Raw genomic sequence first — 25,731 nt, 5'->3', positions numbered from 1 at the left:
GCCAGCCGTGCCGCGCGGACATCAGAAGTCGTCCGGGTAAGGGGCGGTCAGGGCCGCGGGATTCCGCTCGTCCGGCTGGGTCGCGGGGAACCCGGGCAGGAGCTCGGCGAGGGCACGACGCACCTCTTGCGCGTCGTTGCGTTCCGCCGCACCGTACAGGGCGGGGAGTCGTACGGTCGCGCTGTCGGCGTGGGATGTGGGGGTCGCCGCGAGGATCCTGGGGTGTGCAGTGGGGGTGTGCCGTTCCTGGGCGGAGAACAGGGTCTCGTTGAGCTTCTCCCCCGGCCGCAGTCCGGTGAAGCGGATGTCGACATCGGGCACATGCACCGAGCGGGCGAACTTGCGGACGAGGTCCACGATCCGCACCGGACTGCTCATGTCCAGGACGAACACTTCTCCGCCCCGGGCCATGCGGGCCGCCTCGAGCACCAGCCCGACGGCCTCCTCGACGGTCATGAAGAACCGGGTCACGTCGGGGTGGGTCACGGTCACCGGGGACCCTGTGCCCAGTTGTTCGGCCACCACCGAGAGCAGCGAGCCTCGGCTGCCGAGGACGTTGCCGAACCGGACCGCCGTGAAGACGGTCCCCTGAGGAGCGTGCTGCTGCGCGCCCCGCACGATGAGCTCGGCCAGGCGTTTCGTGGCTCCGAGCACGGACACCGGGTCGGCGGCCTTGTCCGTGGAGATCAGTACGAACCGTCCGGTTCCGACGGCCGCAGCGGCGCGGACCAGGTTCTCCGTGCCGCGCACATTCGACTTCACGCCTTCACAGGGGTGCAGTTCGAGGAGTGGCAGATGCTTGTGCGCCGCCGCGTGGAAGACGACCTCGGGGCGCAGTTCACGGAAGACCTGGTCGATGCGGCGGCGGTCGCGGATGTCGGAGATGACGATGTCGTCGCTGCACAGGGCATCGCCGTAGAGCTCCAGTTGCAGCCGGTGCAGGTTGGACTCGTCGTGGTCGAGCAGGAAGAGCCGGTTCGGGCCGAAAGCGCGTACCTGATGGCACAGTTCACTGCCGATGGAGCCGCCCGCCCCGGTGACCAGTACCCGGCGGCCCGCGACCACCGAACGTGCCTCGGGGCTGACCACATGCATCTCGGCGCGGCCGATCAGCTCGCTCACGTCCAGCTCTCGCAGGTCGGAGCCGACCACGTCACGCCGGAGCGCCGCGATGAACGACGGCAGGTAGCGCACACTGGCACCTGCCGCCTCGGCGGCCCGCGCCACGCGACGGAAGCGGCCCGGGACCAGGCCGGGTATCGCCACGACGACCGCCTCGATCCGGTGCTCGAGCACGCTGGCGCCGGTTTCGTCCAGCTTCCCCAGCACCGGCAGACCGCCGGCCTCCCGCTTGGCCGGATCGTCGTCGAGGAAGCCGAGCGGCTCCAGGCCGAACTCCGGTGCCCGCGCCAGGTCCCGGGCGAGCGCCCGGCCCGCCTCACCGGCTCCGATGACCAGGGTGCGCAGCCCGGTGGGACGCCGGTGCGGCACGGGCCGGGCGGCGAGCCGGGCCAGTTCTGCACAGACACGGTCGACGGCGTCCTCGGCCAGCGCCGGGTACAGGGGCAGCGACAGCAGCTGCGGGAACAGCGCGTCCGCTCCTGGCAGCCCGCCGGGCGGGACGATCGCGGCGCGCTGGAAGTACGGCATGTGGTGCAACGGGATGAAGTGGACGGAGGTGCCGACGCCCCGTTCCGCCAAGCGGTCGACGACCTCGTCCCGGCCGGTCCCGAACTCCTCCAGTACACGCACCACATACAGATGACGTGCGTGCGTCCCGCCGGGTGGGACGTCCAGCGGTTCGAGCCCGCCGACGGCCGAGAGGGCCGTGTCGTAGCGCGTGGACAGGGTGTGCCGCACCTGCTGCCAGCTGTCGAGGTGGCGCAGCTGGGCCCTCCCCACGGCGGCCTGTACATCCGTCATGTTCGCCTTGAGGCCCGCCTCCTCGACGGAATACCGCCAGGTGCTCCCGGTCAGGTTCCGCCGCCAGGCGTCGGCGGACATGCCGTGGAGCCTCGCGCGGCGAATCCGGTCGGCGAAGTCCCCGTCGGCGGTGGTGATCATGCCCCCCTCACCGATGGGCAGGTTCTTGGTGGCGTAGAAGCTGAAGCAGGCGGCTCGGGACAGCGCGCCGACGGCTCGGTCGCCGACCGAGGTGCCCAGGGCGTGGGCGGCGTCCTCGATCACATGGGTGAGGGGCAGCCGGGCCGCTTCGGCGAGTTCGGCCACGGGCGCCGGGGCGCCGCCGTAGTGCAGGACCACCATGGCCTGCGGGCAGCCGCAGGCCCGGGCGGCTCGGGCGACGGAGGCGGGCGTCGCGAGCCCGGTGCGCGGATCGACGTCGACGAGCACAGGCACCAGACCGGCGTGCAGAATCGCGTGGGCCGCGCCGCAGAACGTCACCGCCGGGATCAGGACCCTGCCGCCGGTCGGCAGCTTCAGCCCGCGCAGCGCCAGTTCCAGGGCTGCGGTACAGGAACTCACCGCAATCGCCCGTTGGGCGCCGACGTACGCGGCGAACTCCTCCTCGAACAGCTCCGTCTCGTGCCCGGTGGTGACCCAGCCCGACGCGAACACCCGCTGCGCCGCCCGCTGGGCCTGGGGACTGATCCGGGTCACCGCGAAGGGGACATCCGCTTCCTTCGCGGGCCCGGCAGCCCCCTTCCGGGGCCGCCACCGATGGACTGTCATGGTGTGCTCCCCGGTTCCGGCGCTTCTTGGGGGCACGGCGACGTAGCCGTGGTCCGAATGGCGTATATTTACGTCGTATACGTACATATTCCACTCGAAGATGCATAGAGTCAACACCGACGCGGGCCGACAAGCATCCGGAGGACGACATGGTCAAGGGCAGGGAAGCCGACGAGGCTCCAGCTCGCCGCGCGGGCGACCGTGGCCGCTACGGCCGCCTCAGCCGCGAACGCGTCCTCGCCAGCGCCCTGGACCTCGTGGACCGCGACGGCCTCTCCGCGCTGAGCATGCGCCGCCTGGGCGCCGAGCTCGGAGTCGAGGCGATGGCCCTGTACCGGTACGCGTCGAGCAAGGACGCGCTGCTGGACGGGCTGGTCGAGGCGCTGTACCTGGAGCTGGAGGAGTTGCTGGCCGCCCACGGCCCGGCGTCCGGATGGCGTGCCGAGCTCGACCGGATCGCGGCGGCGACGTACGACGTGTGCCTGGCCCATCCCCAGGTCGTGCCGCTGCTGTCGACCCGCATGCTGGCGGTCCCGCTGGCCCGGCGGCCGCTCGCGACCCTGCGGCACCACGAACGGGTGGTCGGTCTGCTGCAGGAGGCGGGGCTCGGCGCGGACCGGACCGCCGCAGCGTTCCGCGCCTTCACCGGCTGGGTCCTCGGGTACGTGTCGGTGGAACTGCAGGCCATGGTCGACAACCCCGAGGAACCCGAACCCGCGTTCCGGCTCGGCCTGCATCACATGCCTCCGCAGGAGCTTCCCCGGCTGCGCGAGCTCGCTCCCGCCCTCGCGGAGCGGGGTGGCCCGGAGGGGCTGGCATCGGGACTGGACGCGCTGCTGGAGCGTTTCACCCGGAGCGCATGAGGCTTCCCCGGGCATCCGGAGGACACCGGTGCGCCGGACGGACGGACCGCCCTGCGCAAAGGGTTTCGAGCACACGAAAAGGACCCTCACAGGCATCCGCCTGTGAAGGCCCTTCACACCGTCGGGACGACAGGATTTGAACCTGCGACCCCTTGACCCCCAGTCAAGTGCGCTACCAAGCTGCGCCACGTCCCGGTGTCCGTCTGACCTGGGGTTTCCCCCGGCCGAACGTGCATGGAAACAATACCGCACTCGGGTCGGTGGTCGCGCACCCCTTTATCCGGGCCGGCCGGCGATCCCGACATGCCTCTCGGCGCCGGCCATGACGGACGGACTCAGCCCACCGCCGGCCGCCCCAACTCGGGGTACGACTCCAGGAGCCGGGGCGGGGCCGCCTGGCGCCAGGAGTCGGCCAGGATGTCCCGCAGTTCGTCCTCGTCCTCCAGTGCGGCGAGCCGGGCCCGCACCCACGCGAACTGCGCCTCGTGGTCGGCGATCCAGAACTTCTCCGGCTCGGCCAGCACCAGTTCGTCCCGCTCCTCCTTGGGACAGCGCACCGCGAGGGAGGTCTCCTCCTCGGGGAGCGTGGCGAACATCTTGCCCGCGACCCGGAAGGTGGGCATGCTCCAGGCGATCTTCTCGGTGGTGTCCGGCAGGGACAGGGCGATTCGGCGTACGTCTTCTGCATCCGGCATGGGACGCACCGTAACCGGTCCCACTGACAATCACCTGGTGGGAGCGGTCGCCCCCAGTCGCTTGAAGTACAGCGTGGTCGGTCGCAGGACCCCGGCCGGGTCGGCCGCGTAGTCCGGGATCACCCCGGCCCGGGTCCAGCCGGCCGAGGTGTAGAGGCGCTCGGCCGGGCTGTCGGTCTCGGTGTCCAGGTGGAGGAGGATGACATCGGCCGCGGCGGCCGCCTCCTCGGCCGTCGTCAGCAGAGCGCGGCCCAGTCCACGGCCACGGGCGTCCCGGTGCACCATCAGCTTCACCAGCTCGGCGCGGTGACGGCTGTTGGGCTTGTCGGGGAAGGCCAGGCCGACCGTCCCGACCACGCGCTCCCCGTCCTGGGCCGCCCAGGTCGCGAGCGCCCCGGCGGCCACCGCCGCGGCCCGCCCCTTCCACCAGGCGGCGGCCTCGGTGTGCCCCAGGGGGGCGAGGAAGCCGATCGAGGCGCCCGAGTCCACGGTGTCCACCATCAGCTCGGCCAACTCATCGAGGCGCTCCAGCACTTCACTCGCGGACAGACGTACCACCCTCACGGCAGCACCACCGCCAGCACATACCGCACCGGCTCCGGCCCGGCGCACCGGAACCGCGTCGGCCCCCACACCCGCAGCCGCAGACAGTCACCGGCGTCGAGACGGTGCTCGACGTCCTGCGCGGTCACCTCCAGGGCTCCTTCCAGCACCCAGATGTGCTGCTCCAGACCGGGCACGGGCGGCCGGTCGTACGCGATGTCGGCGCCCGCCGCGAGCCGCCCCTCGACGAGTTCGCCGCGCAGGCCGCTGTGCGGCGGTGACACGGACCGCCGTACGAACCCGGAGGCCCGGTCCTGCCACACCGCCTGCTCGGCGGCCCGGACCAGCAGCGCGGGCTCGGACTCGACCTCGCTGAGCAGCTGGGACATGGTCCGCCCGTACACCCCGCAGAGCCGGTTCAGCAGCGACGCGGTGGGGCTGATCTCCGCCCGCTCCGCCCGCGACAGCGTCGACCTGCTCACCCCGCTGCGCTCCGCCAACTCCCCCAGCGACCAACCGCGTTCGGCCCGCAGCTCGGCGAGCCGGGTACCCAGGCGGGCGTCCACGGGATCCGGCGGGATCTCGATGCCTTGTTTCACATCCGGGACCGTATCCCAGATATGAAACGGTGGGGTTAAAGAACCCTCCCATCCCCTCGCGTCCCGCCGTCGAGGCAGGAAACGCAGGCCTACGCTCCCGCCGCGTCCCCCAACGCCCCCAGCACCGTCCGGATCAGCGGATGCCCTTCCGCCCCCCGCCGCACCGCCGCGAACACCCTCCGCGTGGGTGCCGCTCCGTCGACCGGGCGTACGACCACGCCCGCGAGGTCCATGCCCCGCAGCGCGGACCGTGGCACCAGGGCCACGCCGACGCCGGCCGAGGCGAGGGCGACGACGGCGCGGAAGTCGTCCGAGGAGTGCTCCAGACGGGGTTCGAAGCCGGCGTGCTCGCAGGCCAGGACCACCACGTCGTGGCAGGGGTTGCCTGGGTACGGGCCGATCCACGGGTCCTTGGCCAGTTCGGCCAGCGGTACCTCTTCCCTGTCGGCGAGGCGATGGTTCATCGGTACGACGGCGTCGAAGGGCTCGGCGTACAGGGGTACGTGCGTCAGGCGTGGGTCGTCGGCCGCGGGCGCGCCCCGGTACTCGACGGCGACGGCGACATCGACCTGCCGGTCCAGCACCATCGGCAGGCTCGCGTAGCCCTCGGCGTCCTGGACGCGGATGTGGACGCCGGGCGCGGTGTCGGCGAGGCGGGCCACGGCCGGGGCGACGACCAGGGCGATGCCGGTCGCGAAGGAGGCGACGGTGACGGTGCCGGCCTCGCCGGAGCCGTACGCCGCGAGTTCCGCCTCCGCGCGCTCCAGCTGGGCGAGGACGGCGTTGGTGTGGCTGAGCAGGATCTCGCCGGCCGCGGTCAGCCGTACGCCCTTCGCGCCGCGCTCGACGAGGCGGTGTCCCGTCTCCTGTTCCAGCGCGGTCAGCTGCTGGGAGACCGCGGAGGGCGTGAGATACAGCGCGGCGGCAGCCGCGGTCACCGTGCGGTGGTCGGCCACCGCACGGAGGATGTGGAGCCGCCGCGCTTCGATCATGGGATCGATTGTCTCAAATGCCCCGCGTGTTCCTGCCCAGGCCTCTCACCCCCGCCCTCTCACCTCGCCTCCCGCTCACGCCTCGCGCTCAGGCATCTCACTCAGACCTCCAGCTCGGCCCGGGCCGACACGAAGGCGTCCACGGCGCGGTCGACGTCGTCGGTGGAGTGCGCGGCCGACAGCTGGACACGGATACGGGCCTGGCCCTGGGGCACGACCGGGTACGAGAAGCCGATCACATACACGCCGCGCTCCAGCAGCAGCTCCGCCATACGGCCCGCGACCGCCGCGTCACCGATCATCACCGGCGCGATGGCGTGGTCGCCGGGGAGGATGTCGAAGCCTTCCTCGGTCATGCGGCGGCGGAACAGGGCGGTGTTCTCGGCGAGCCGCACCCGCAGGTCGTCCGCCGACTCCAGCAGATCGAGCACCTTCAGGGACGCGGCGGCGATCACCGGGGCGAGGGTGTTGGAGAACAGGTACGGGCGGGAGCGCTGGCGCAGCAGCGCGACGATCTCCGCGCGGGCCGCCACATAGCCGCCGGACGCGCCGCCGAGCGCCTTGCCGAGGGTGCCGGTGATGATGTCCACGCGGTCCATGACGCCGTGCAGTTCGGGGGTGCCGCGGCCGCCGGGGCCGACGAAGCCGACGGCGTGCGAGTCGTCGACCATGACCATCGCGTCGTAGCGGTCGGCGAGGTCGCAGATCTCGTGGAGCGGGGCGACGTAACCGTCCATGGAGAACACGCCGTCGGTGACGATCAGTCGGCGGCGCGCGTCGGAGGCGTCCTTCAACTGCCGTTCCAGGTCGGCCAGATCACGGTTGGCGTAGCGGAAGCGGCGGGCCTTGGACAGCCGGATGCCGTCGATGATCGACGCGTGGTTCAGGGCGTCGGAGATGACCGCGTCCTCCGGGCCCAACAGGGTCTCGAAGACACCGCCGTTGGCGTCGAAGCAGGAGGAGTACAAGATCGTGTCCTCCTGGCCGAGGAACGCCGACAGCCGCGCCTCCAGCTCCTTGTGCACCTCCTGCGTGCCGCAGATGAAGCGCACGGACGCCATGCCGTAGCCCCAGCGGTCCAGGGCCTCGTGGGCGGCGGCGACGACCTCGGGGTGGTCGGCGAGGCCGAGGTAGTTGTTGGCACAGAAGTTGAGGACCTCGCCGGGGCGGCCGCCCGCGGTGACGGCGACGGTCGCGGACTGCGGGGTCCCGATGACGCGCTCGGGCTTGTGCAGACCGGCGGCGCGGATCTCGTCGAGGGTGGCGCGCAGGTCCTCGCGCACGGAGTCGAACATGACAGAAGCTCCTGAAGCAGTGGGGAAGTTACGCGGTCCAGTCGAGGATGACCTTGCCGCCGCGGCCGCTCGCGGCGTCCGCGAACGCCGCCTCAAAGTCGCGGTAGCCGTACCGGCCGGTGATCACGGGGGCGAGGTCGAGGCCGCCTTCCAGGAGCACCGACATCGCGTACCAGGTCTCGAACATCTCCCGGCCGTAGATGCCCTTGATCGTGATCATCGAGGTGACGATCCGGGCCCAGTCCACCGGGAACTCCTGGGCCGGCAGGCCGAGCATGGCGATCCGGCCGCCGTGCGTCATGTTGGCGATCATGTCGCGCATCGCCTCGGGGCGGCCGGACATCTCAAGGCCGATGTCGAAGCCCTCCCGCAGCCCCAACTCCCGCTGCCCGTCGGCGATCTGATGCTCCGCCACATTCAGCGCCAGGCTGACACCGATCTTGCGGGCCAGCTCCAGGCGCTCCTCGCTGACATCGGTGATCACGACGTTGCGGGCACCCGCGTGGCGGGCGACCGCGGCCGCCATCAGGCCGATCGGCCCGGCGCCGGTGATGAGCACGTCCTCGCCGACCAACGGGAACGACAGCGCGGTGTGCACGGCGTTGCCGAACGGGTCGAAGATCGCGGCGACGTCGAGGTCGACGGGGACGCGGTGCACCCAGACATTGGCGGCGGGCAGCGCGACGTACTCGGCGAAGGCCCCGTCGCGCCCCACGCCGAGACCGACGGTCGCCCGGCACAGATGGCGGCGCCCGGCGAGACAGTTGCGGCACTTGCCGCAGACGAGGTGGCCCTCGCCGCTGACCCGGTCGCCGACGGCGATGTCGGTGACGTCACGGCCGGTCTCCACGACCTCGCCGACGAACTCGTGCCCGAGCACCAGCGGCGTCCGGATCGTCTGCTGCGCCCAGCCGTCCCAGGACCGGATGTGCAGATCGGTGCCGCAGATCCCGGTGCGCAGCACCTTGATCAGTACGTCGCCGGGACCGACGGCGGGCTCCGGAACGTCCGCGAGCCACAGCCCGGGCTCCGCCTTCTCCTTGACCAGCGCCTTCAACGCTACGGCTCCTGTGCGTGAGAACCCGTGCGCGGGCATGCCGGGGCGGCCCGCGTCCGGGAAGAGGGTGGGATCGCGTAGCAATCTGCCGTACGGCACCGCCTGAGGTCCATCGAGGTTTTCTTAACCCGGGCCGCAGCTCTGCTTCACGCCTGCCGCGCCCGGCGGGAACACCGGCCCCGGGATGCCCGTTGACATCGGCAGGAACGCATCGGACCGACGGGGAGCCGCACATGAACGCCGCACGTGATCTCGCTGTACTGGCGCTGGCCGCGTCGCCCGGCACCCCGCTCGAGCAGGGCGATGTCTCGCTCGCGCTCGCGGGTGCCGAGCTGCTGGACCTCGTCGAGGCCGGTGCGCTCGTCGTCGACTCCGACCGCATCGTGCCCGGGGCGCCGCCGGAGACCGGGGACCCTCTGCTGGACGAGGCGGCCGCCACGTTCGTACGACAGGAGCCGTACGAGGCGGTCGAGGACTGGCTGTGGCGGCGGGGCGAGGGCCTGTCCGCGGCGTACTCCTCGGCCCTGGAGTCGGAGGGGCTGGCGACTCGGGAGCGGGGCCGCCGTATCCCGGTGCGCAGCGGGCGCACGGTGCTGCTCGACTCCCCGGAGCGGACCCGCGCCGAAGAGCGCCTGGCATCGGCCGAGCCTGTCCTCACCACGCTGGCCACCGCCGCCGGGCTGCAGGACGAGCGGGCGGAGACCCTTGAGGACCTGACCGACGACACGGTCACGGCCGTACTGGCGGCCGTCGGGGACGCGGTGATGGAACTGGAGGGCGTCCGCCAGCGACGGGCGGTAGAGAACTCCGCGTTCGACAACATCTGGCGGGGCGGGGTCTGAGCCTTCGGAGCGGCGAGGGCCTCAGAGCGAACAGGGCCTCCGGGCGAACAGGGCCTCCGGGCGAACAGCGCCTCAGAGCGGGAGGCCGTCCGCCTCCATCCGCTCCACCTTGGCGACGAGTTCCGCCGCGGCCGACTTGATGGTGTCCAGCCCGGCCCTCCCCCAGGGCCGCGGCTCGACGTCGACGACACACACCGTGCCCAGGACCATCCCCGTCCGGTCGATCAGCGGTGCGCCCAGATAGGAGCGGATGCCGAACTCGTCGACGACCGGATTGCCGGCGAACCGCGGGTAGTCGCAGACGTCCTCCAGGACCAGGGCCTTGCGGCGGACCACCACATGGGGGCAGAAGCCGTGGTCGCGCTCCAGATGGCGGCCGAGCTCCGGCTTGGTCTCGTCGGTCCTCACCACCGGCCGGACGTCCGGGGTGTGCAGTCCGGCGAAGAACTGCCGGTTCTCGTCGATGAAGTTGACCATGGCGTACGGCGCTCCGGTCAGCTCGGCGAGCCGGTCCGCGAACGCGTCCAGGGCCGGTTCCGGGTGCTCGCCCAGACCCAGCCCGTGCAGTCGGCGGGCCCGCGCGGGAGCCTCCTTGTCCTCGGGGGTCAGCAGCAGACGACCGGCGGGGCGCACCGGGTCGTAGCTCATCGGCGGGTTCCGTCGCTGTGGGTGTGGGTCATATGCGGCTCCATCAGGGTGTGTAGAGGGTGTGTACGGGGATCACATGTGGGCGCCGTGGCTCGGGGCGGGCGCGGGCGCGTGCGCGATGAGATGGCGTACGAGGGTCAGCAGGGTCTGGACGCCGGAGCTGGAGATCCGGGCGTCGCAGCGGACGACGGGGATCTCCGGGGCGAGGTCGATGGCGGCGCGGACCTCCTCCGGGTCATAGCGGTACGAACCGTCGAACTCGTTGATCGCGACGATGAAGCCGAGGCCGCGCTGCTCGAAGAAGTCGACGGCGGCGAAGCAGTCCTCCAGTCTGCGGGTGTCGGCGAGGATGACCGCGCCGAGCGCACCCTCGGACAGCTCGTCCCACATGAACCAGAACCGCTCCTGCCCGGGCGTGCCGAACAGGTAGAGCACATGTTCCGGATCGAGGGTGATGCGGCCGAAGTCCATGGCCACGGTGGTCTCGACCTTGTTCTCGATTCCGTCGAGGTTGTCGGTCGCGGCGCTCACCGTGGTGAGCAGTTCCTCCGTGCTGAGCGGCGCGATCTCGCTGACCGCACCGACGAAGGTCGTCTTGCCTACTCCGAACCCTCCCGCCACCAGGATCTTGAGTGCGGTGGGGAATGGGTCAGAGCTGTCGTCGTAGTCCATCGAGCACTGCCTCCAGAAGGGCCCGGTCAGTCGGGTTGTGGGTGAACTCGGGGGGCTTGGTGGTGAGCGCCCCGCAGTCGACGAGGTCCGACAGCAGCACCTTGGTGACGGCCGCCGGCAGCTTCAGATGGGCGGCGACCTCGGCGACCGAGACGGGCGCGCGGCACAGGTCGAGTGCCTGCGTGTGCTCGGGGCCGAGGTAGCCGAGGGGGGTGGCTCCGGTGACCATCACCTGCGACAGGAGGTCGAGGGCGATGGTGGGCCGGGTGCGGCCGTTGCTGACCGTGAAGGGGCGCACCAGGCGTCCGGCCGCGTCGTCGAGCCAGGGCCCGTCGCCGGCCATGGCCACGCTCAAGGCCTCATCGCCGTGGGTTCGCCTGCGTGCTGCCGGGGCGCTGTGACCAGATAGGGGCGGACGCTCTTGACCAGCATCGCCATCTCGTAACCGAGGACCGCCGCGTCGGCCTCACGGCCGGCGAGGACGGCGAGACAGGTGCCGGAGCCGGCGGTGGTCACGAACAGCAGGGTCGAGTCCAGTTCGACGACGACCTGGCGGACGTCTCCGCCGTCACCGAAGCGGACTCCGGCGCTGCGGCCGAGGGAGTACAGCCCTGAGGCCAGGGCGGCCATGTGGTCGGCACTGTCGGTGTCGAGTCCGTGGACCGACTTCACGAGGCCGTCGCAGGAGAGGAGGACCGCGCTGGTGGTGTGCGGTACGCGCTGCACGAGGCCGCTCATCAGCCAGTCGAGATCGGATACATGGCCGGTCGGCGCTTCGCTCGCCATGGTGGATCGACTCCTTGAGGTACGAAGGTCTGCGGGAGCGCTGGGGGGTGGGGTGGAAACGGGGGTGGTCATCCGGCGGTTGCGCTCCCGTCGTGCCGGGTGGGGGTGGTGTGATCGGGCCGGACCGCGGACATGCCGTCCCGCGCGCCGCGCACGTCGGCTATCCGGCCGGGCTCCATGGCGGGGACGTCGTTCGGCGACCGGTCTCGGAGGGAGGCGTCCCGGTGGGGGGCGTCCTGGTGGGTGAGGTCCAGGGGCGCGGGTGCGGGCTGCGGGAGGTCGGTGTGGGCGGCCCCTGTGCGGGCGGACTCCCCCGTACGGGCGGGCTCCGTGGCGGGTGAGTCCGGGTACGCCGGCCCCGGGCGCGTCGGCGCCGGGCGCCCGATCCCGGAGTGGGCCGTGCCCGAGTGGGCCGTGCCCGCGTGGGCCGTGTCCAAGGGGGCCGTGTCCGAGCGGGTTCCGTCCGATTGCGTGACGCCTGTGTGGGCCGAGCCCATGTGCGTACCGCCCATGGTGGTCGGGGCGGGGCCCAGGGTATCCATGGGGCCGACGTCCGTGTGGCCGCCGCCCATGGGCCCGACATCCATGTGCCCGCCGCCCATGCGCCCCGCGTCCACGTGCCCGGCATCCATGTGCCCGCCGCCCATGCGCCCGGCGTCCAGATACCCCGCGTCCATACGCGAGGTCGACTCCGTCTCCTCCGCCTCCATGTGCTGCTGCGCCTCGGCGAGGCCGATGCCCCGCTGGAAGGCGGCCATCAGACCCGGGTCGTGCCCGGCGAGGTACTCGGTCTCGGGGCGCGGTGCCGCCGGGCCGTCGCGGAGTTGGGGGGCGATGTGCTCCTGGGCGCGGCGGCGGGGCAGTTGGGGCTTGCCCATGGTGCCGCGGACGGTGCCGGTGCGCGGGGTGGGCGGCAGCGAGGTGCTCTCCACGACGAGCGGCCGGTCGTCGGGCCGGATGCCGGGCACGGCCTCCGCCGGGTTGGGCCGCTCCTGGTGGGTGCCGCGCACGGGCAGCGGTACCGCACCCGAGGCGTCCCGCCCCGGCGCCGCCGCCCGTGGGGCGTCCGGCTGCTGCCGACGGGGCGAGGCGAAGGGTACGACGCGCTGGGCCCCGGTGTCGGACACGGATCCGGCAGGGCCGCCGGCCCCCGCCCCGGTCCTCGGGTCCGCGCCCCCTCTTCCGGTTCCCGCTCCCTGATACTGCTGCGGCGCCACGGGAACCCCGGTCGTCCCCGCCGAGCCCTGCGGCGCCCCTGCCGGGGGTGCCGGGGTCGGCGGCTGCGACGGCGACGGCGACGGCACCCGCGGTACGGCGCCGGGCATGTCGGGATCCGCGCCCAACAGCCCCTGCGGCACGACGAGTACGGCCTGCACACCGCCGTAGATGTTGGTCTGCAGCCGGACGTTGATGCCGTGCCGCCGGGCGAGCTGCGAGACCACGAACAGTCCGATCCGTCCGTCCGCGAGCAGGCTCGCCACATTGACCTGGTCGGGGTCGGCGAGCAGCGCGTTCATCTTGTTCTGCTCGCCGACCGGCATGCCGAGGCCGCGGTCCTCGACCTCGACGGCGAGCCCGGAGGTGACGAGGTTGGCGCGCAGCAGGACCTGGGTGTGCGGGGCGGAGAACACCGTGGCGTTCTCGACGAGTTCGGCGAGCAGATGGATGACATCGGCCACGGCGTGTCCGCGCAGGGTGCCGTCGATGGGCGGCACGAGCTTGACCCGGGAGTACTGCTCGACCTCGGCGATGGCCGAGCGCAGCACCTCGGTCATGGAGACCGGGTGGCTCCACTGGCGGCGTGAGACGGCCCCGCCGAGCACGGCGAGGTTCTCGGCGTGGCGCCGGATACGGGTGGCGAGGTGGTCGACATGGAAGAGCCCCTTGAGCAGGTCGGGGTCCTCGATCTCGTTCTCCAGCTCGTCGAGGATGGAGATCTCGCGGTGCACCAGCGACTGCAGCCGCCGGGCGAGGTTGAGGAAGACCTCCAGTTTCTGTTCACTGCCCGCCTGGCTGGACAGCTGGGCGGCCGCCACGACCGCGGTGACGGCGCCGTCGTGCGCCCGGGCCAGGTCGGCGGCGAGCAGCTCGAAGTCGTCGGCGTTGTCCGGGGGCCCGCCGCGCGGCTTGCGCTGGGGCGCTCCCTCGCCGCGCCGCAAGGCCTCGACGAGCGCGCGCAGTTCGGCCTCGCCACGTGCGCTGCCGCGCCGCAGTGCGCCGATGCGGTCGCTCACCGCCTTGGCGGCGCGGTCCGCGGCGACGGCGGCGATGAGGATGCCGGCGAGCGCCACCGAGACGGCGCCCGCGAGGACTCCTCCAAGGATGAGTCCGGGGCGGGCTCCGGTGGAGCGGATCGTGAAGAGGACGGCTGCCGAGGCGGCGAGGGCGACCGCGATGGGCGGCAGCACGGCGAGCCGCAGCAGTTGGGGCCGTATGTGGGTCTCGGGCAGCGCGGGTACGGGCCGGGCGGCGGGCTTTCCGTGCCGGCCGCCTTCGCGGCGGTCTGCGCGTGCCGCCGGTGCGCGGAGCTGAGACATCGGTGTCCTCGTACTGGTGGTCCGTCGGGCCTGGTTGCCGGGCGGGCTCGGGCGTCCGCGGCCGGGCTCCCGGGGCCCGGGTCGCGCTCCCGTCGCCTCCCGGGTGCGCTCGCTGCGGGCGGCGCGCACTCCGACGCGGTCGTCGGTCACCGGCTTCCCCCGGCTCCCGGTCGCGGTCGAGCTGGGGGAATCCCCATCGCCTCGACTCCCTCCTCCGGCTCGCGGCTCCACGGCGCCCCCGGCAGGGCATGCGCCATCGCGGTGTCGGTCGAGAGCGCCGAAAAAACCGGTACCGCGTCGTCCGACGGACACTCACAGTAGTCGGCAACGCTTCATGTGCGGTGGGCAGTTGACAAACTCGTACGGAGAGCGTCCCGCTCTGGTATGAGGCCTCGTACGACAGCCCGATAAGCCCCTCGATCATCCGCTCCGGAAGAGCGAAACTCTGATCGAACCTGGTCAGATGCGGTCACGAAGAGACGGCGAGGGCCGGAGAGCATCTCGCTCTCCGGCCCTCGCCGTACGCCGTTCTCCGGCCCGGGCTCAGCCCGCGGGCACGGCCTCGGGCTCCCCGGTGCCCTCGGGCTCCACACCGGGAACGTCACGCACCGTATCGGCCTTGGGGACAGCTTCGGCGACCGCCGCATCGACGGGCCAGCCACCCTCCGGTGCCTGGGCGACCCCGCGCCACCACGGCTCGTTCGGCACGGTCTCGGCGGTCGGCTCGAAGGGCTCGCCCGGCCGGGGCAGCGCGGTCCGCGCACCCACCGCACGCGCCGCCGCGACGGTCCCCTCCCCCGGCTCCGCCCACGCGTGCGTGGAGAGGTTGAAGGTGGCCCAGTGGATCGGCAGCATCAGACCGGCCGCGGGTCCGCCCTGGAGGTCGAGGTGGGCGCGCATGCCCTCCTCGGGGGTCATGTGGATGTCCGGCCAGAAGTCGCTGTACGCGCCGATCTGGATCATCGTGGCGTCGAACGGGCCGTGCTGGGCGCCGATCTCCTTGAAGCCCTCGAAGTAGCCGGTGTCGCCGCTGTGGTAGACCCGGTGCTCCTCGCCGGCCACGACCCAGGAGGCCCAGAGGGTGTGCTGGGTGTTGCGCAGGCCGCGGCCGCAGAAGTGGCGGGCCGGGGTGGCGGTGAGGGTCAGGCCGCCGACCGTGGTCGCCTCGTGCCAGTCCAGCTCGCGCAGCCGGTCGGCGGAGACGCCCCAGTGCTCCAGATGGGCGCCCACGCCGAGGGGCACGGCGAACAGGGTGTCCGTGTCGGCCAGTGCCTTGATCGTGGGCATGTCCAGGTGGTCGTAGTGGTCGTGCGAGATGACGACCACGTCGACCGGGCCGAGAGCGGCGATCGGCAGGGGTACCGGGTGGAGCCGCTTGGGGCCGGCGAAGGGGAACGGGGAGCAGCGCTCGCCCCAGACCGGGTCGAAGAGCACCCGCTGTCCGTCGATCTCGGCGAGGACGCTGGAGTGGCCCATCCAGGTCAGCCGCAGTCCGGTCGCGGGCGGCCGGGCGATGTCGGCGAGTGTGGTGGCGTGCACGGGGATCCGGCCCTTGGGGGCGCGGCGGGGCCGTTCGTCCTTGTCGAAGTAGACCTTGGCGAGTTCCACGGTCGACCCCGAGGGCCGGGTGCGGGTGACGCCGCCGGGGTTCTGGAAGACCCCGTCCTTGAAGTGCGGCGACCTGTGGATGCGCGCGAGGCGCTCACCGCTCGGATCCACGCCGAAGGCATCGGGCTGCAGCGCTCGGAGCCCGGCGCTCAGGGAACGGAAACCGGACACGGTACCTCCAGGTGGAGTCGGTGAGGCATTCCATTATGGTCGGCCCCTCCGACAAACCTCGATCAGCCCCGATCAGCACTGGTCATGGCGGTCAGGACGGTCACGGTGGCCACAGCGGCCACGGCAGTCGTGACCGTCAGAGCGGTCACGGCGGTCCTGACGGTCAGGGCAGTCGCGACGAGACCCCTGCCCCGCACTCCTGACGTACCGACGATCACGCCCCCCTTGCCCGCTGCCCCTACCGCTCCGGCTCGCCCCACCCCGTCACATCCACCGCGTCCCCGACCGCGACCTTCCCGGGCCGCAGCACCGAGAACTTCGCGCCGAACACCGTGCCGACGGCCCCACGCCGGTATCCCGCCAGGGTCCGGATGGGTTCCGGCCCGTCCTTGATGCCGTTCTCCTGGTCGACCAGGGTGACCGCACAGCGGATGGCGAGCTTGGCGTAGGCCAGTTCGGTGCCGCCGATCAGGATGCGGTGGGCCCGGTCCTCGGTGTGCGGCTCGTCCCAGCCGCCGATCACGATGTTGGGTCGGAAACGGTTCATCGACAGGGGCTCCCCGCCCCGCTCGGCGATCTTCTCGTTGAGCAGGTCGAGGGAGGACCGCGACAGGACGTGCAGCGCGCCGCTGTCGGCCCAGCCCGCCCTGCCCGGCACCCTGCCGTCGGTCATCCGGTCGTGCTCCGGCGGCACCCGCACGAGCCGGCTCGGGACACCGAGCACCTCGGTGAGCCACTGGGCCACGCCGTCGCCCTGGTCGATGCCCCGGTACGGCGTCCCGAACAGGTCGACCGGCCGCCGCGCCCCGGTGGTGTCGACGTCGACGGCCACCTCGCCCTGTCCAGGCGCCCGCAGTGTGAGCCGCTCACCGCCAACGTCGATGCCGGGCCGGATCAGCGCGAGCCGGGGAGCGCGCCGCTGGGTCCGGAAGACGCCCTCCTCGCTGACGACCATGAAGGCACGGTCGTGGGCGAGTCCGGCGGGCGTCACCATCGCCTCGCTCGCCGAGATCCCGGCACAGCCCTTGACCGGGTAGTACGACAACTCGACGACGTCGGCCATGTCCGCCCCCTCCGACGGCCAGCACGTTCCCCGAGCGAACCTATCGAGGATGCCCGGGCGCCCGCCAACCGGTTTTCGCACTCGCCCCGCACGCGTTGACAGGGCCCGACACCCATTCCGATACTGACTGGCGATTCAGTAACCGTCCGTCGGCGGGCATCCCCCGCGGCCCGCATGGAGGCACCGTGTCCGACCTCCCCACCGAACTGGTCCCGTTCCGTCAGGAGCAGCGCGACATCGTGGACCTCGTGCGCGCGTTCGCACGTGAGGAGATTCGGCCACGCGCGCGTGCCGTCGACGAGGCGGACGTGGAGACACCGTGGGACCTGTGGCGCAAGGCCGCGAAGGTCGGCATCACCGGCTTCATGCTGCCCGAGGAGTACGGCGGGGGCGGCTTCACCGACGTCTTCACCCAGTGCCTCGTGCAGGAGGAGCTGTGCGTCGGTGACCTGGGAATCGGCAACCTGCTCTGCTCGAACGGCTTCTTCGCCGACCCCGTCCTGGAACTGGGCAGCGAGGAGCAGAAGCGGACCTGGCTGACCCCGCTGACCGGCCCCGACACTCCGATGACGGCCCTGGCGACGACCGAGCCGGGGGCGGGTTCCGACGCCGCCTCGATCATCACCACCGCCCACCGCACGGACGGCGGCTATCGCCTCAACGGCCAGAAGGCATGGATCTCCAACGCCGGCGAGGCCGAGCAGTACGTCGTGTTCGCCAAGACGGAACCGACGCAGCGCTCGCGGGGCGTGACCGCGTTCCTGCTCCGCAAGGACACCGAGGGGCTGTCCTTCGGCGAGCCCATGCGGAAGATGGGCCAGCGCGCGATCGTGTGCCGGGAGGTCTTCCTCCGGGACGTCCTCGTCCCCGAGGAGCACCGGCTCGGCGCGGAGGGCCGGGGCTTCCACGGGCTGATGCGCACCTTCGACATCTCGCGCGTGGTGCTGGGCGCCGCCGCGACAGGCGTCGCGCGGGCCGCGTACGAGTACGCGCGCGACTACGCCCGCGAGCGACGCCAGTTCCGCAAGCCGATCGTCGAGCACCAGGCGGTCGCCTTCCGTCTCGCCGACATGCGCACGCGCGTGGAGCAGGCCCGGCTGATGACCTGGCGGGCCGCCAAGCGCCTGGACGCAGGTCTGGACGCGACCGCCGAGGCCGCCATGGCGAAACTGACGGCGTCCGAGACCGCCGCGTACTGCACCTGGGCGGCGGTGCAGACCCTGGGCGGCTGGGGGTACTCCAGGGAGTTCCCGGTCGAGCAGTGGATGCGGGACGCCAGGCTGGAGGAGATCGAGGAGGGCACCTCGGACATCATGCGCCTCCTCATCTCGCGGAGCCTGTGATGGGACACGCCATGACAGCGGCCGGGGACGAGCTCCTCACCGGCGGCGAAGCCCTCGTACGCGCCCTGTGCGGGCACGCCGTGACCCGGGTCTTCGGCATCCCCGGCACCCACAACCTGGAGATCTACCGGCATCTCGCGGCCTACGGCATACGGCATGTGACGCCCCGCCACGAACAGGGCGCCGGGTACGCGGCCGACGGGTACGCGCGCGTGACGGGACGTCCCGGAGTCGTCCTCACGACGACCGGGCCCGCGCTGCTCAACGCCGCCGCGGCCGTCGGGCAGGCCTACTCGGACAGCGTGCCGCTGCTCGTCGTCTCGCCCGGCATGCCGTTGCGCCACCCGCGCCTGTCGACCGGCCTGCTGCACGAGACGCGCAGCCAGACCGAGGCGCTGCGGGGCGTGGCCGCGTTCAGTCATCGTGTCTCCTCGGTCGGCGAGATCGACGCCGCCGTGGCGCGGGCGTTCACCCTGTTCCGTACGGGCCGGCCACGCCCCGTGCACATCGAGATCCCGCTCGATCTGCTGGAGGCCGCGGAGCGTGTCGGCCCCGCCCGCATCAGCCCGCCGCTGCCCCGGGTGACTGCGGACCCGTTCGCGGTACGGGAGGCCGCGCGGGCCCTCGCCGCCGCTGAGCGCCCGGCGCTGGTCCTCGGCGGCGGCGCGCGGGACGCCCGGCAGCCCTGCCTCGCTCTCGCCGAACGCCTGGGCGCCCCCGTGGTCACCACGGCCAACGGCAAGGGCTGCGTCCCCGAGACACACCCCCTGTCCCTCGGGGTCTCGCTGCACAGCGCGGCGGTGCAGAAGTGGCTCGTCTCCCGGGACGTCGTCGTGGCGGTGGGCACCGAGCTCGCCGAGTCCGACTTCTGGGCGCCGCCGCCTCCGCTCGACGGCACGCTGGTCCGGATCGACATCGACCCGGACCAGATGTACGCGGGCGCCCCTGCGGACGTGCCTCTTGTAGGGCACGCGCGTGCCGTGCTGGAGGCGCTGCTGCCGGAGCTGCCGACCCACACGCGCGTGCCGGGCAGCCACGACCACCCACAGCCGCCGGTCGACGCCGCTCAACCTCGGCTCGACCCCGCACGACCGGCACTCAGCGCCTCACAACCGTCACTCGACCCCGCCCGATCACCGCTCGACCGCGCCCGATCACCGCTCGACCCGGGACACTCACCGCTCGCCCCCGCGCAGTTGCCACCGCACCACGCGCGCGTGCCGGAGGACGTCCGCGCCCTCCGCGCCGCCCGCGACGCCGAGACCGCCACGCGCGACGCCCGCTGGATCCCGTACCTCGAAGCGATCCGTTCCGTGCTCGCCGAGGACGCGGTCGTCACCTCGGACAGCGCCCAGTGCTGCTACTACGGCGCACTGCCCCACCTCCCGATCGGCACGACGGGCCGCTACCTCCACCCCACCGGCTTCGGCACCCTCGGCTACGCGCTCCCCGCCGCGATCGGCGCCAAGGTCGCACGCCCCGACCGGCAGGTGGTGGCGCTCAGCGGGGACGGCGGCCTGCAGTTCACGGTGCAGGAACTGGCGACCGCCGTACAGCTCCGGCTCCCGCTGCCGATCGTCGTGTTCGACAACGGCGGCTACGGCGAGATCCGCGACGAGATGAGAGCGCGCGGCGACGCACCCACCGCGGTGGACCTCCCGCCGGTCGACCTGCCCGCGCTGGCCCGCGCGTACGGCGGCCACGGCACGCACGCGTGCAACGCCGATGAGCTGGTCCAGTCCCTCACCGAGGCCCTGGACAGACCCGCCCCCACCCTGATCACCGTTTCCGAGGAGACCGCATGACCGCCCCCCTGATGTCGCTCACCTGGACCGACCATGTCACCGGCCGCCAGGGCTTCCTGGTCGTCGACCGGCTGGTGCGCGGTGTCTCCAGCGGCGGGCTGCGCATGCGTGAGGGCTGCACGCTCGACGAGGTGACCGGCCTCGCGCGCGGGATGACGATGAAGGAGGCCCTGCACTACAGCCCCGAGGGCCGCTACATCCCGCTGGGCGGGGCCAAGGGCGGCATCGACTGCGATCCCCGGGATCCGGCGGCGTACGAGGTGCTGGTGCGGTATCTGCGCGCCATGAAGCCGTACGTGGAGGGTCTCTGGACGACCGGCGAGGATCTCGGCCTCACCCAGGACCTGGTGGACCGGGCGGCGGCCGAGGCCGGACTCGTCTCGTCGATCCAGGCCGTCTATCCCCTCCTCGACGACGAGGCGGCGGCACGGCGGCGGCTCGCGGACGCTTTCGCCGTCGAGGTGGACGGCATAGGGCTGGACGAGCTGGTCGGCGGGTGCGGGGTCGCCGAGTCCGCGCTGGCGGCCCTGGACCGCGCCGGGGTGCCGTACCCGGGAACACGGGTGGCCGTGCAGGGCCTCGGCACCATGGGCGGGGCCACGGCCCGCTTCCTCGCGCGCGCGGGACTCACGGTCGTCGCCGTCGCCGACGTCAAGGGCACGATCGCCAACCCGGCGGGGCTGGACGTCGAGGCGCTGCTCGTCGCGCGGGACGCGTACGGCACGGTGGACCGTGCGGTGCTGCGCCCTGGGGACCTCGAACTGCCGGGGGACGCCTGGCTGTCGGCCGAGGCGGAGGTGCTGGTGCCGGCCGCGGTGTCGTACGCGATCGACGCGGCCGACCAGGGGCGGATCACCGCCCGCTGGATCGTCGAGGCGGCCAACATGCCGGTCCGGCCGGAGGCCGAGGAACTGCTGGCCGCGCGCGGGGTGACCGTTCTGCCGGACGTGGTCGTCAACTCCGGGACGAACGCCTGGTGGTGGTGGACCCTGTTCGGCGACATCGGCCCCGACGCGGACGAGGCGTTCGCCCACACGCGCCGCTCCATGCGGGTCCTGGTCGAGCAGATGCTCGCCCGCGCGGAGACCGACGGAACGACCCCGCGCGCGGCCGCTCACGCCATCGTGGCCGACCGGCTGCCGGTGATCGCCGAGCGGTTCGGCTGGTACCGGTGACGTCGGTCGGGGCACTCCCCCGGTCCGGCGGCGCGGCTCTCCCGGCAGCTGTGTTCGACCCTCGCTCGGTGGCGGTCGTGGGCGCGTCCGACCGCCCCAGGAAGTGGGGGTACTGGCTCGCGAAGGGTGCGCTCGCCGGGCGCGACCGCCGCGAGGTGCACCTCGTCAACCGGCGCGGCGGCGCCCTGGACGGCGTGCCGTTCCGGGCGGGCCTCGACGGCGTGCGGTGCGAGCACGTCGTGGTCGCCGTACCGGCCCCGCACGTGCGCCCGGTGGTGGCCGAGGCACTCGCGGCGGGCGCACACTGCGCCACCGTCGTCACCTCGGGCACCGATCCGACCGAGGAGCAGACGCTCACGGACCCGGTCACGAGCGCCGGAGCGCGGCTGCTCGGCCCCAAAGGCACTGCCCGGCTCACCGCGACGGGCGCCCCTCATGTACCGGCGACGGTGCCGCCCCCGGTGCACCGCATCCACGACGGCGGCTACGAGACGGTCCGTGAGCTGCTGGCGTCGTACGGACTGGCCTTCCCCGTCGCCGAGTTCGTGACGGACGTGAGCCAGGCGGCACAGGCCGCGCACCGGATCGGCGCTCCCCTGGTCCTCAAGGCGATGGGGATCGCCCGCAAGACCGAGGCCGGCGGTGTGGCCCTGCACCTCGCCGACCAGCAGGCGCTCCGCGCCGCCTTTCGCCGTATGCGTGCCGCGACCGGCGCCGTGCGCTTCGCCGTGGAGGCCATGGCGGCACCGCCGTACGCCCGTGAACTCATCGTCGGGGTGCGCCAGGACCCCGCCTTCGGGGTCCCGTCGTCCTCGTCGACGCCGGCGGTGTCAACGCGGAGCTCCTCGCCGACACCGTGCAGGCCCTGGCTCCGCTCAGCCGCGTACGCGCGCGTGCCCTGCTCCTCGAACTGCGCCATGCACCGCCGCTGACCGGGGGGCGCGGCGCCCCGGCCGTGCACCTGGACGCGGCGGCGGCAGCCGTGTGCGCCGTGGCCCGGGCCGGGGCCGAGCACCCTGAGCTCGCCGAGCTGGAGGTCAATCCTCTGCTCGTGCACCCGGGCGGCGCCCTCGCGTTGGACGCGCACGCCGTACCGCGGAACGCACGCTGACGGGGGCGCGGCCACGGCCGCCGGCCGGTCGATCCGACGGGAGCGACCTCGCCCGGCGCCGTCGGCGGTGACGGAATAGGGTGACCGCGTGGCGAGAGTGCGGTTGAGTGTGCCCGAGCGGCGTGAGGAGCTGTTGCGGGCCGCCATCGAGCAGATCGAGGCGCGGGGAGTGGCGGCGGTCAGGATCGCCGACGTGGCCTCTGCGCTCGGGGTGAGCAACGCGCTGGTGCTGTACCACTTCTCGACGAAGGAGAAGCTGGTCGCCGCCGCGTTCGCGTACGCCGCGCAGGACGATCTCGCGCAGCTGCGCAAGCTGCTCGGCCGCCGTACGACGGCACTGCGCCGGCTGCGGTCGGCGGTGCGCTGGTACGCCCCGACCGGCCAGGCCAAGGGCTGGCGGCTGTGGATCGAGGGCTGGGCGGCGGCGCTGCGTGAGCCCGCGCTGCGGGAGGTCACCCGGGATCTCGACAAGCAGTGGAAGGCGGCGATCGCCGAAGTCGTCGCGGAGGGCGTGAGCGCGGGCGAGTTCCAGTGCCCGGACCCGGCTGCCGCGGCGCTGCGTCTGACCGCACTCCTGGACGGTCTCGCCGTCCAGCTGACGTCGTACCCGGGCTCGGTGTCGCGGGTCCGCGCACAGGAGTGGGTGGACGAGGCGCTGGCCCGGGAACTCGGCCTGGGGGCCGAGACGTTGAGCGCACAGGAGCGCTGAGGGGGCCGCACGGGCCCTGCGCACGAAGCGGCGCCCCGCAAGAGCCGGAACCGGCCTCGCCGACCGACAGAAAGGGCCCCCGCCCGTGGTCCCACCGACCGCCCCACCTCCCCTGCCCGGCACGACGAAGGTGCTGTCCGTCGGACTGCACCCGCGGGTGCTCGACTACAGCCGGATGCCCGGCGGGGTCGACGAGGAGGCCTTCACCGCCCGGATCGAGGCGGCGCACACCGCGCTGCGCGAGGCGGGGTTCGATGTGGTGCCCTGTCTGATCGACACCGACCCGGACCGCTCCGAGACGGCCGTCCGGGAGCAGCTCAAGGCGCATGCGTTCGGCGTGGCGATGATCGGCGGCGGCGTGCGGATGGCGCCGGAGAACACCGTGCTGTTCGAGCGGCTCGTCAACGTGCTCACCGAGGCGGCGCCCGGGATCCGGCTGTGCTTCAACTCGTCGCCGGAGAACACGGTCGAGGCGTTGAGCCGCTGGATCCGGCCGTAGCCGGAGTGGGAGCCGTCCGTGTCCGGGCGGCTCACACCGGCCGATGCGCGGACGGTCTCACGGTCTCTCAGTCCAGCTCGTACACCGCGGCCACCGAAGCCGTCGCCTTGATCTCCCCCGGCGCCAGCGGCACCGCGCCGGCACCGCCCGCCGGTGCGTCCGCGGCGACCGGCGGCATCGGCACGACATACCCCGTGCCGCCCTCGCTCAGCGAGACCAGCCGGCCGAGCCGGTGACCGCTGAGCTGGGCGTACTCCTCGGCCTTGGCTCGCGCGTCGTCGTGCGCGGCCTTGCGGGCGCGGGCCTGGAGCGGGCGGCGGTCGTCGAGGTCGAACACGACGGAGTTGATGCGGCCCGCGTTGCCGGTGGCGTCGGTGACGGCCTTGAGCAGGGCACCGGTGGCGGCGACCTTGCGCACCTTGATCGAGAAGGTCTGGGAGGCCTGGTAGCCCTTGAGCGTGGACTCGCCGTCGTCGTAGTCGTAGACGGGGGTGAGGGAGACGTTCTCGGTCCGGACGTCCTTGTCGGCGACTCCCTGGGCTCGTACGGCCTTCAGCAGCGCTGCGGCGGCCTTGCTCTGCGCGTCGAGCGCGGCCTGGGTGGTCTTGGCCGTGACTTCCACGCCCGCGCCGACCAGCGCGATGTCGGGGTCGCCGACGGCGCTGCCCTCGCCGGTCACGCTGACGGTGGCAGGCGCCATGGCGACGCGCGACACGGGGGCGGGGGCGTGGGCGGCGATGGTGACGGCGGCGGCAGCGGGCGCGGCAAGGGCGGGCAGGCCCAGGGCCAGCAGGGTCACAGCGATCGCGGCGGCAGGCGTACGGGGAACGGGCATGCGCGGTCCGGTCCTTCCGGGGTCGGTAACGGTGTGCCGTCATCCCAGCACCGGACCCGGGACCGGAACGCGCACCACTCCCGCGCGGTCACCTCACTGGTCGAGCCGACGGAGGCCGCCCTGCCCGGCGACACGCGAGCCACACCACGCCAGGCCTGAGCGCCCCGCCGTGGTCAGCCACCGCAAGGCCGGGACACCCTGCTGGCATCCGTCGCCTCACGGCCCGGACAGCCCGTCACCGTCAGCCCGTACAAGGGGGCCGCCGTCGCGCCGTCGCGCGGCGCGAGCACCGCCGCCCCGTCACGCCACCGACGCGATCCGCATCTTGATGTCGTCCGGCGACAGCGTGCCCTTGGCCGTCACATGGTCGCCCGAGGACTCCCCGCGCAGTCGCCGCCCGATCCACGGCACCAGGTACTCCCGCGCCCAGTGCACGTCGTCGCGCCGCACGTCGAGCGTGCCGCGGGGCGGCAGCGGGGGCCAGGGCTGGTCGGGGTCGGCCGGGACCTCCAGGCCGAGCACCTGACCGGCGCGGAGCGCCACGCGCGTGTGCCCGTCGGCGGAGAGGTGCAGCCGGTCGCCGTCCCAGGCCCGGCGGTCCTGGATGGTCTTCAGGGACCACAGGTCGAGCACCGGACAGCCGTACCGGTCGGCGACCGCGCGGACATGCCCGTTGTACGTGGCGATCTTGCCGCGCAGATGCTTGAGCACGGGCACGCCACGGGTGTCGAAGCCGGTCGTCACCATCACGGTGCCGCACGCCTCGGTCAGCCGGGCGACCGCCCGCTCGAAGCGCTCCGCCACCTCGTCGGGGTCGCTGCCGGGCCGGAGGATGTCGTTGCCGCCCGCACAGAAGGAGACCAGCTCCGGCGCGAGTTCCACGGCCTTGGGGAGCTGGTCCTCGACGATCTGGTCGAGGAGTTTCCCGCGCACGGCGAGGTTGGCGTACGAGAAGTCGCCCTCGGGCCGCCGGTCGGCGAGAAGTACCGCGAACCGGTCGGCCCAGCCGACGAACGCCCCGTCGGGACCGGGGTCGCCGACGCCCTCGGTGAAGCTGTCCCCCACCGCAACGTACGACCCGATCACTGCTCTGCTGTCACTCTTCGAATCGTCTGCCACAGAGGCATGATTCACCTTCGAATGTGACCTACGCGACCGTAGGGAAGGGTTGACGTGCGGTGAGATAAGCCAC

The 25,731-nt window shown here is 72.6% G+C and carries 24 protein-coding genes, 1 tRNA gene and 1 pseudogene; 9 read left to right on the top strand and 17 right to left on the bottom strand.

Annotation, left to right across the window (positions count from 1 at the left end; translation table 11 throughout):
- Positions 1 to 21: 21 nt before the first annotated feature.
- Positions 22 to 2,691 (bottom strand): DegT/DnrJ/EryC1/StrS family aminotransferase, encoded by a 2,670-nt coding sequence (locus PH203_RS26985; RefSeq protein WP_289923090.1) that lies wholly within the window; start codon positions 2,689 to 2,691, stop codon positions 22 to 24.
- A gap of 149 nt (positions 2,692 to 2,840) precedes the next feature.
- Between PH203_RS26985 and PH203_RS26980 the strand changes: the two genes are divergently transcribed.
- The gene (locus tag PH203_RS26980) at positions 2,841 to 3,554 is read left to right on the top strand and encodes a TetR/AcrR family transcriptional regulator C-terminal domain-containing protein (protein WP_289923089.1); all 714 of its coding nucleotides are present in this window, start codon (positions 2,841 to 2,843) and stop codon (positions 3,552 to 3,554) included.
- Between the two features lie 121 nt (positions 3,555 to 3,675).
- On the opposite strand, the gene PH203_RS26975 is transcribed toward PH203_RS26980, so the two are convergent.
- The 7 genes from PH203_RS26975 to tdh form a co-directional block, all read right to left on the bottom strand.
- Positions 3,676 to 3,749 (bottom strand) — tRNA-Pro (locus PH203_RS26975).
- 140 nt (positions 3,750 to 3,889) lie between these two features.
- Entirely contained in the window at positions 3,890 to 4,249 is a 360-nt protein-coding gene (locus PH203_RS26970) for an MmcQ/YjbR family DNA-binding protein (protein ID WP_289923088.1), read from the bottom strand.
- Positions 4,250 to 4,279: 30 nt separating this feature from the next.
- The gene (locus PH203_RS26965) at positions 4,280 to 4,813 is read right to left on the bottom strand and encodes a GNAT family N-acetyltransferase (RefSeq protein WP_289923087.1); all 534 of its coding nucleotides are present in this window, start codon (positions 4,811 to 4,813) and stop codon (positions 4,280 to 4,282) included.
- Positions 4,810 to 5,391 carry an XRE family transcriptional regulator gene (locus PH203_RS26960; protein ID WP_289923086.1) on the bottom strand — a complete coding sequence of 194 codons (582 nt, stop codon included), beginning with the start codon at positions 5,389 to 5,391 and terminating at the stop codon, positions 4,810 to 4,812. The genes PH203_RS26965 and PH203_RS26960 overlap by 4 nt, the downstream gene beginning before the upstream one ends.
- Positions 5,392 to 5,480: 89 nt before the next feature.
- The gene (locus PH203_RS26955) at positions 5,481 to 6,383 is read right to left on the bottom strand and encodes a LysR family transcriptional regulator (protein ID WP_289923085.1); all 903 of its coding nucleotides are present in this window, start codon (positions 6,381 to 6,383) and stop codon (positions 5,481 to 5,483) included.
- A 101-nt stretch (positions 6,384 to 6,484) separates the two neighbouring features.
- Positions 6,485 to 7,678: a glycine C-acetyltransferase gene (locus PH203_RS26950; protein WP_289923084.1), complete on the bottom strand. Its 1,194-nt coding sequence runs from the start codon at positions 7,676 to 7,678 to the stop codon at positions 6,485 to 6,487.
- Positions 7,679 to 7,706: 28 nt separating this feature from the next.
- Positions 7,707 to 8,735, bottom strand: coding sequence for an L-threonine 3-dehydrogenase (tdh, locus tag PH203_RS26945; RefSeq protein ID WP_289923237.1), 1,029 nt, complete (start codon positions 8,733 to 8,735; stop codon positions 7,707 to 7,709).
- Between the two features lie 233 nt (positions 8,736 to 8,968).
- Between tdh and PH203_RS26940 the strand changes: the two genes are divergently transcribed.
- Positions 8,969 to 9,577: a GPP34 family phosphoprotein gene (locus PH203_RS26940; RefSeq protein ID WP_289923083.1), complete on the top strand. Its 609-nt coding sequence runs from the start codon at positions 8,969 to 8,971 to the stop codon at positions 9,575 to 9,577.
- A 72-nt stretch (positions 9,578 to 9,649) separates the two neighbouring features.
- Here PH203_RS26940 and PH203_RS26935 read toward each other — a convergent pair whose 3' ends face one another.
- From PH203_RS26935 to PH203_RS26905, 7 genes and pseudogenes are all read right to left on the bottom strand, one after another.
- Positions 9,650 to 10,225, bottom strand: a complete 576-nt coding sequence (locus PH203_RS26935) for a GAF domain-containing protein (RefSeq protein ID WP_289923082.1) — start codon at positions 10,223 to 10,225, stop codon at positions 9,650 to 9,652.
- Positions 10,226 to 10,297: 72 nt separating this feature from the next.
- A complete protein-coding gene (locus tag PH203_RS26930) occupies positions 10,298 to 10,897 on the bottom strand; it encodes an ATP/GTP-binding protein (protein WP_194081664.1) in 600 nt (199 codons plus the stop codon).
- The gene (locus PH203_RS26925; protein WP_289923081.1) at positions 10,875 to 11,246 is read right to left on the bottom strand and encodes a DUF742 domain-containing protein; all 372 of its coding nucleotides are present in this window, start codon (positions 11,244 to 11,246) and stop codon (positions 10,875 to 10,877) included. The genes PH203_RS26930 and PH203_RS26925 overlap by 23 nt, the downstream gene beginning before the upstream one ends.
- Positions 11,247 to 11,248: 2 nt before the next feature.
- Positions 11,249 to 11,683: a roadblock/LC7 domain-containing protein gene (locus PH203_RS26920; protein WP_046257445.1), complete on the bottom strand. Its 435-nt coding sequence runs from the start codon at positions 11,681 to 11,683 to the stop codon at positions 11,249 to 11,251.
- Between the two features lie 704 nt (positions 11,684 to 12,387).
- Positions 12,388 to 14,220: pseudogene (locus tag PH203_RS26915) on the bottom strand (ATP-binding protein); the annotation flags it as partial.
- Positions 14,221 to 14,763: 543 nt separating this feature from the next.
- On the bottom strand, positions 14,764 to 15,999 hold the full coding sequence (locus PH203_RS26910) for an MBL fold metallo-hydrolase (RefSeq protein ID WP_289923080.1): 1,236 nt from the start codon (positions 15,997 to 15,999) through the stop codon (positions 14,764 to 14,766).
- 238 nt (positions 16,000 to 16,237) lie between these two features.
- A complete protein-coding gene (locus PH203_RS26905; RefSeq protein ID WP_289923079.1) occupies positions 16,238 to 17,062 on the bottom strand; it encodes an MOSC N-terminal beta barrel domain-containing protein in 825 nt (274 codons plus the stop codon).
- 185 nt (positions 17,063 to 17,247) lie between these two features.
- On the opposite strand from PH203_RS26905, the gene PH203_RS26900 reads away from it, so the two are divergent.
- The 7 genes from PH203_RS26900 (at position 17,248) to PH203_RS26870 (ending at position 23,704) form a co-directional block, all read left to right on the top strand.
- Positions 17,248 to 18,405: an acyl-CoA dehydrogenase family protein gene (locus PH203_RS26900; RefSeq protein ID WP_289923078.1), complete on the top strand. Its 1,158-nt coding sequence runs from the start codon at positions 17,248 to 17,250 to the stop codon at positions 18,403 to 18,405.
- The gene (locus PH203_RS26895) at positions 18,405 to 20,210 is read left to right on the top strand and encodes a thiamine pyrophosphate-dependent enzyme (RefSeq protein WP_289923077.1); all 1,806 of its coding nucleotides are present in this window, start codon (positions 18,405 to 18,407) and stop codon (positions 20,208 to 20,210) included. Before PH203_RS26900 ends, PH203_RS26895 begins: the two co-directional genes overlap by 1 nt.
- Positions 20,207 to 21,385 carry a glutamate dehydrogenase gene (locus PH203_RS26890; protein WP_289923076.1) on the top strand — a complete coding sequence of 393 codons (1,179 nt, stop codon included), beginning with the start codon at positions 20,207 to 20,209 and terminating at the stop codon, positions 21,383 to 21,385. The genes PH203_RS26895 and PH203_RS26890 overlap by 4 nt, the downstream gene beginning before the upstream one ends.
- Positions 21,386 to 21,453: 68 nt before the next feature.
- A complete protein-coding gene (locus PH203_RS26885; protein WP_289923075.1) occupies positions 21,454 to 22,317 on the top strand; it encodes an acetate--CoA ligase family protein in 864 nt (287 codons plus the stop codon).
- Positions 22,242 to 22,496 carry an acetate--CoA ligase family protein gene (locus PH203_RS26880; protein ID WP_289923074.1) on the top strand — a complete coding sequence of 85 codons (255 nt, stop codon included), beginning with the start codon at positions 22,242 to 22,244 and terminating at the stop codon, positions 22,494 to 22,496. Before PH203_RS26885 ends, PH203_RS26880 begins: the two co-directional genes overlap by 76 nt.
- 88 nt (positions 22,497 to 22,584) lie before the next feature.
- Positions 22,585 to 23,205, top strand: a complete 621-nt coding sequence (locus tag PH203_RS26875) for a TetR/AcrR family transcriptional regulator (protein ID WP_289923073.1) — start codon at positions 22,585 to 22,587, stop codon at positions 23,203 to 23,205.
- Between the two features lie 85 nt (positions 23,206 to 23,290).
- Positions 23,291 to 23,704, top strand: a complete 414-nt coding sequence (locus tag PH203_RS26870; RefSeq protein ID WP_289923072.1) for a hypothetical protein — start codon at positions 23,291 to 23,293, stop codon at positions 23,702 to 23,704.
- Positions 23,705 to 23,771: 67 nt separating this feature from the next.
- Here PH203_RS26870 and PH203_RS26865 read toward each other — a convergent pair whose 3' ends face one another.
- Both PH203_RS26865 and PH203_RS26860 read right to left on the bottom strand, forming a co-directional pair.
- A complete protein-coding gene (locus PH203_RS26865; protein ID WP_289923071.1) occupies positions 23,772 to 24,539 on the bottom strand; it encodes an SIMPL domain-containing protein in 768 nt (255 codons plus the stop codon).
- 300 nt (positions 24,540 to 24,839) lie between these two features.
- Entirely contained in the window at positions 24,840 to 25,625 is a 786-nt protein-coding gene (locus PH203_RS26860) for an SGNH/GDSL hydrolase family protein (RefSeq protein WP_289923236.1), read from the bottom strand.
- Positions 25,626 to 25,731: the final 106 nt, after the last annotated feature.

Source organism: Streptomyces sp. S.PB5 (assembly GCF_030403745.1).
Lineage (GTDB): Bacteria > Actinomycetota > Actinomycetes > Streptomycetales > Streptomycetaceae > Streptomyces.
The sequence above is the reverse complement of the archived record's forward strand: the minus strand, read 5'-3'. Positions and strand labels throughout refer to the sequence as shown.

Bases quoted from the DNA above. Each gene is read 5' to 3' on its own strand.
- PH203_RS26985 (WP_289923090.1), bottom strand. From the start codon at position 2,691: ATGACAGTCCATCGGTGGCGGCCCCGGAAGGGGGCTGCCGGGCCCGCG.
- PH203_RS26980 (WP_289923089.1), top strand. From the start codon at position 2,841: ATGGTCAAGGGCAGGGAAGCCGACGAGGCTCCAGCTCGCCGCGCGGGC.
- PH203_RS26970 (WP_289923088.1), bottom strand. From the start codon at position 4,249: ATGCCGGATGCAGAAGACGTACGCCGAATCGCCCTGTCCCTGCCGGAC.
- PH203_RS26955 (WP_289923085.1), bottom strand. From the start codon at position 6,383: ATGATCGAAGCGCGGCGGCTCCACATCCTCCGTGCGGTGGCCGACCAC.
- PH203_RS26950 (WP_289923084.1), bottom strand. From the start codon at position 7,678: ATGTTCGACTCCGTGCGCGAGGACCTGCGCGCCACCCTCGACGAGATC.
- PH203_RS26940 (WP_289923083.1), top strand. From the start codon at position 8,969: ATGAACGCCGCACGTGATCTCGCTGTACTGGCGCTGGCCGCGTCGCCC.
- PH203_RS26935 (WP_289923082.1), bottom strand. From the start codon at position 10,225: ATGAGCTACGACCCGGTGCGCCCCGCCGGTCGTCTGCTGCTGACCCCC.
- PH203_RS26930 (WP_194081664.1), bottom strand. From the start codon at position 10,897: ATGGACTACGACGACAGCTCTGACCCATTCCCCACCGCACTCAAGATC.
- PH203_RS26920 (WP_046257445.1), bottom strand. From the start codon at position 11,683: ATGGCGAGCGAAGCGCCGACCGGCCATGTATCCGATCTCGACTGGCTG.
- PH203_RS26905 (WP_289923079.1), bottom strand. From the start codon at position 17,062: ATGGCCGACGTCGTCGAGTTGTCGTACTACCCGGTCAAGGGCTGTGCC.
- PH203_RS26895 (WP_289923077.1), top strand. From the start codon at position 18,405: ATGGGACACGCCATGACAGCGGCCGGGGACGAGCTCCTCACCGGCGGC.
- PH203_RS26890 (WP_289923076.1), top strand. From the start codon at position 20,207: ATGACCGCCCCCCTGATGTCGCTCACCTGGACCGACCATGTCACCGGC.
- PH203_RS26865 (WP_289923071.1), bottom strand. From the start codon at position 24,539: ATGCCCGTTCCCCGTACGCCTGCCGCCGCGATCGCTGTGACCCTGCTG.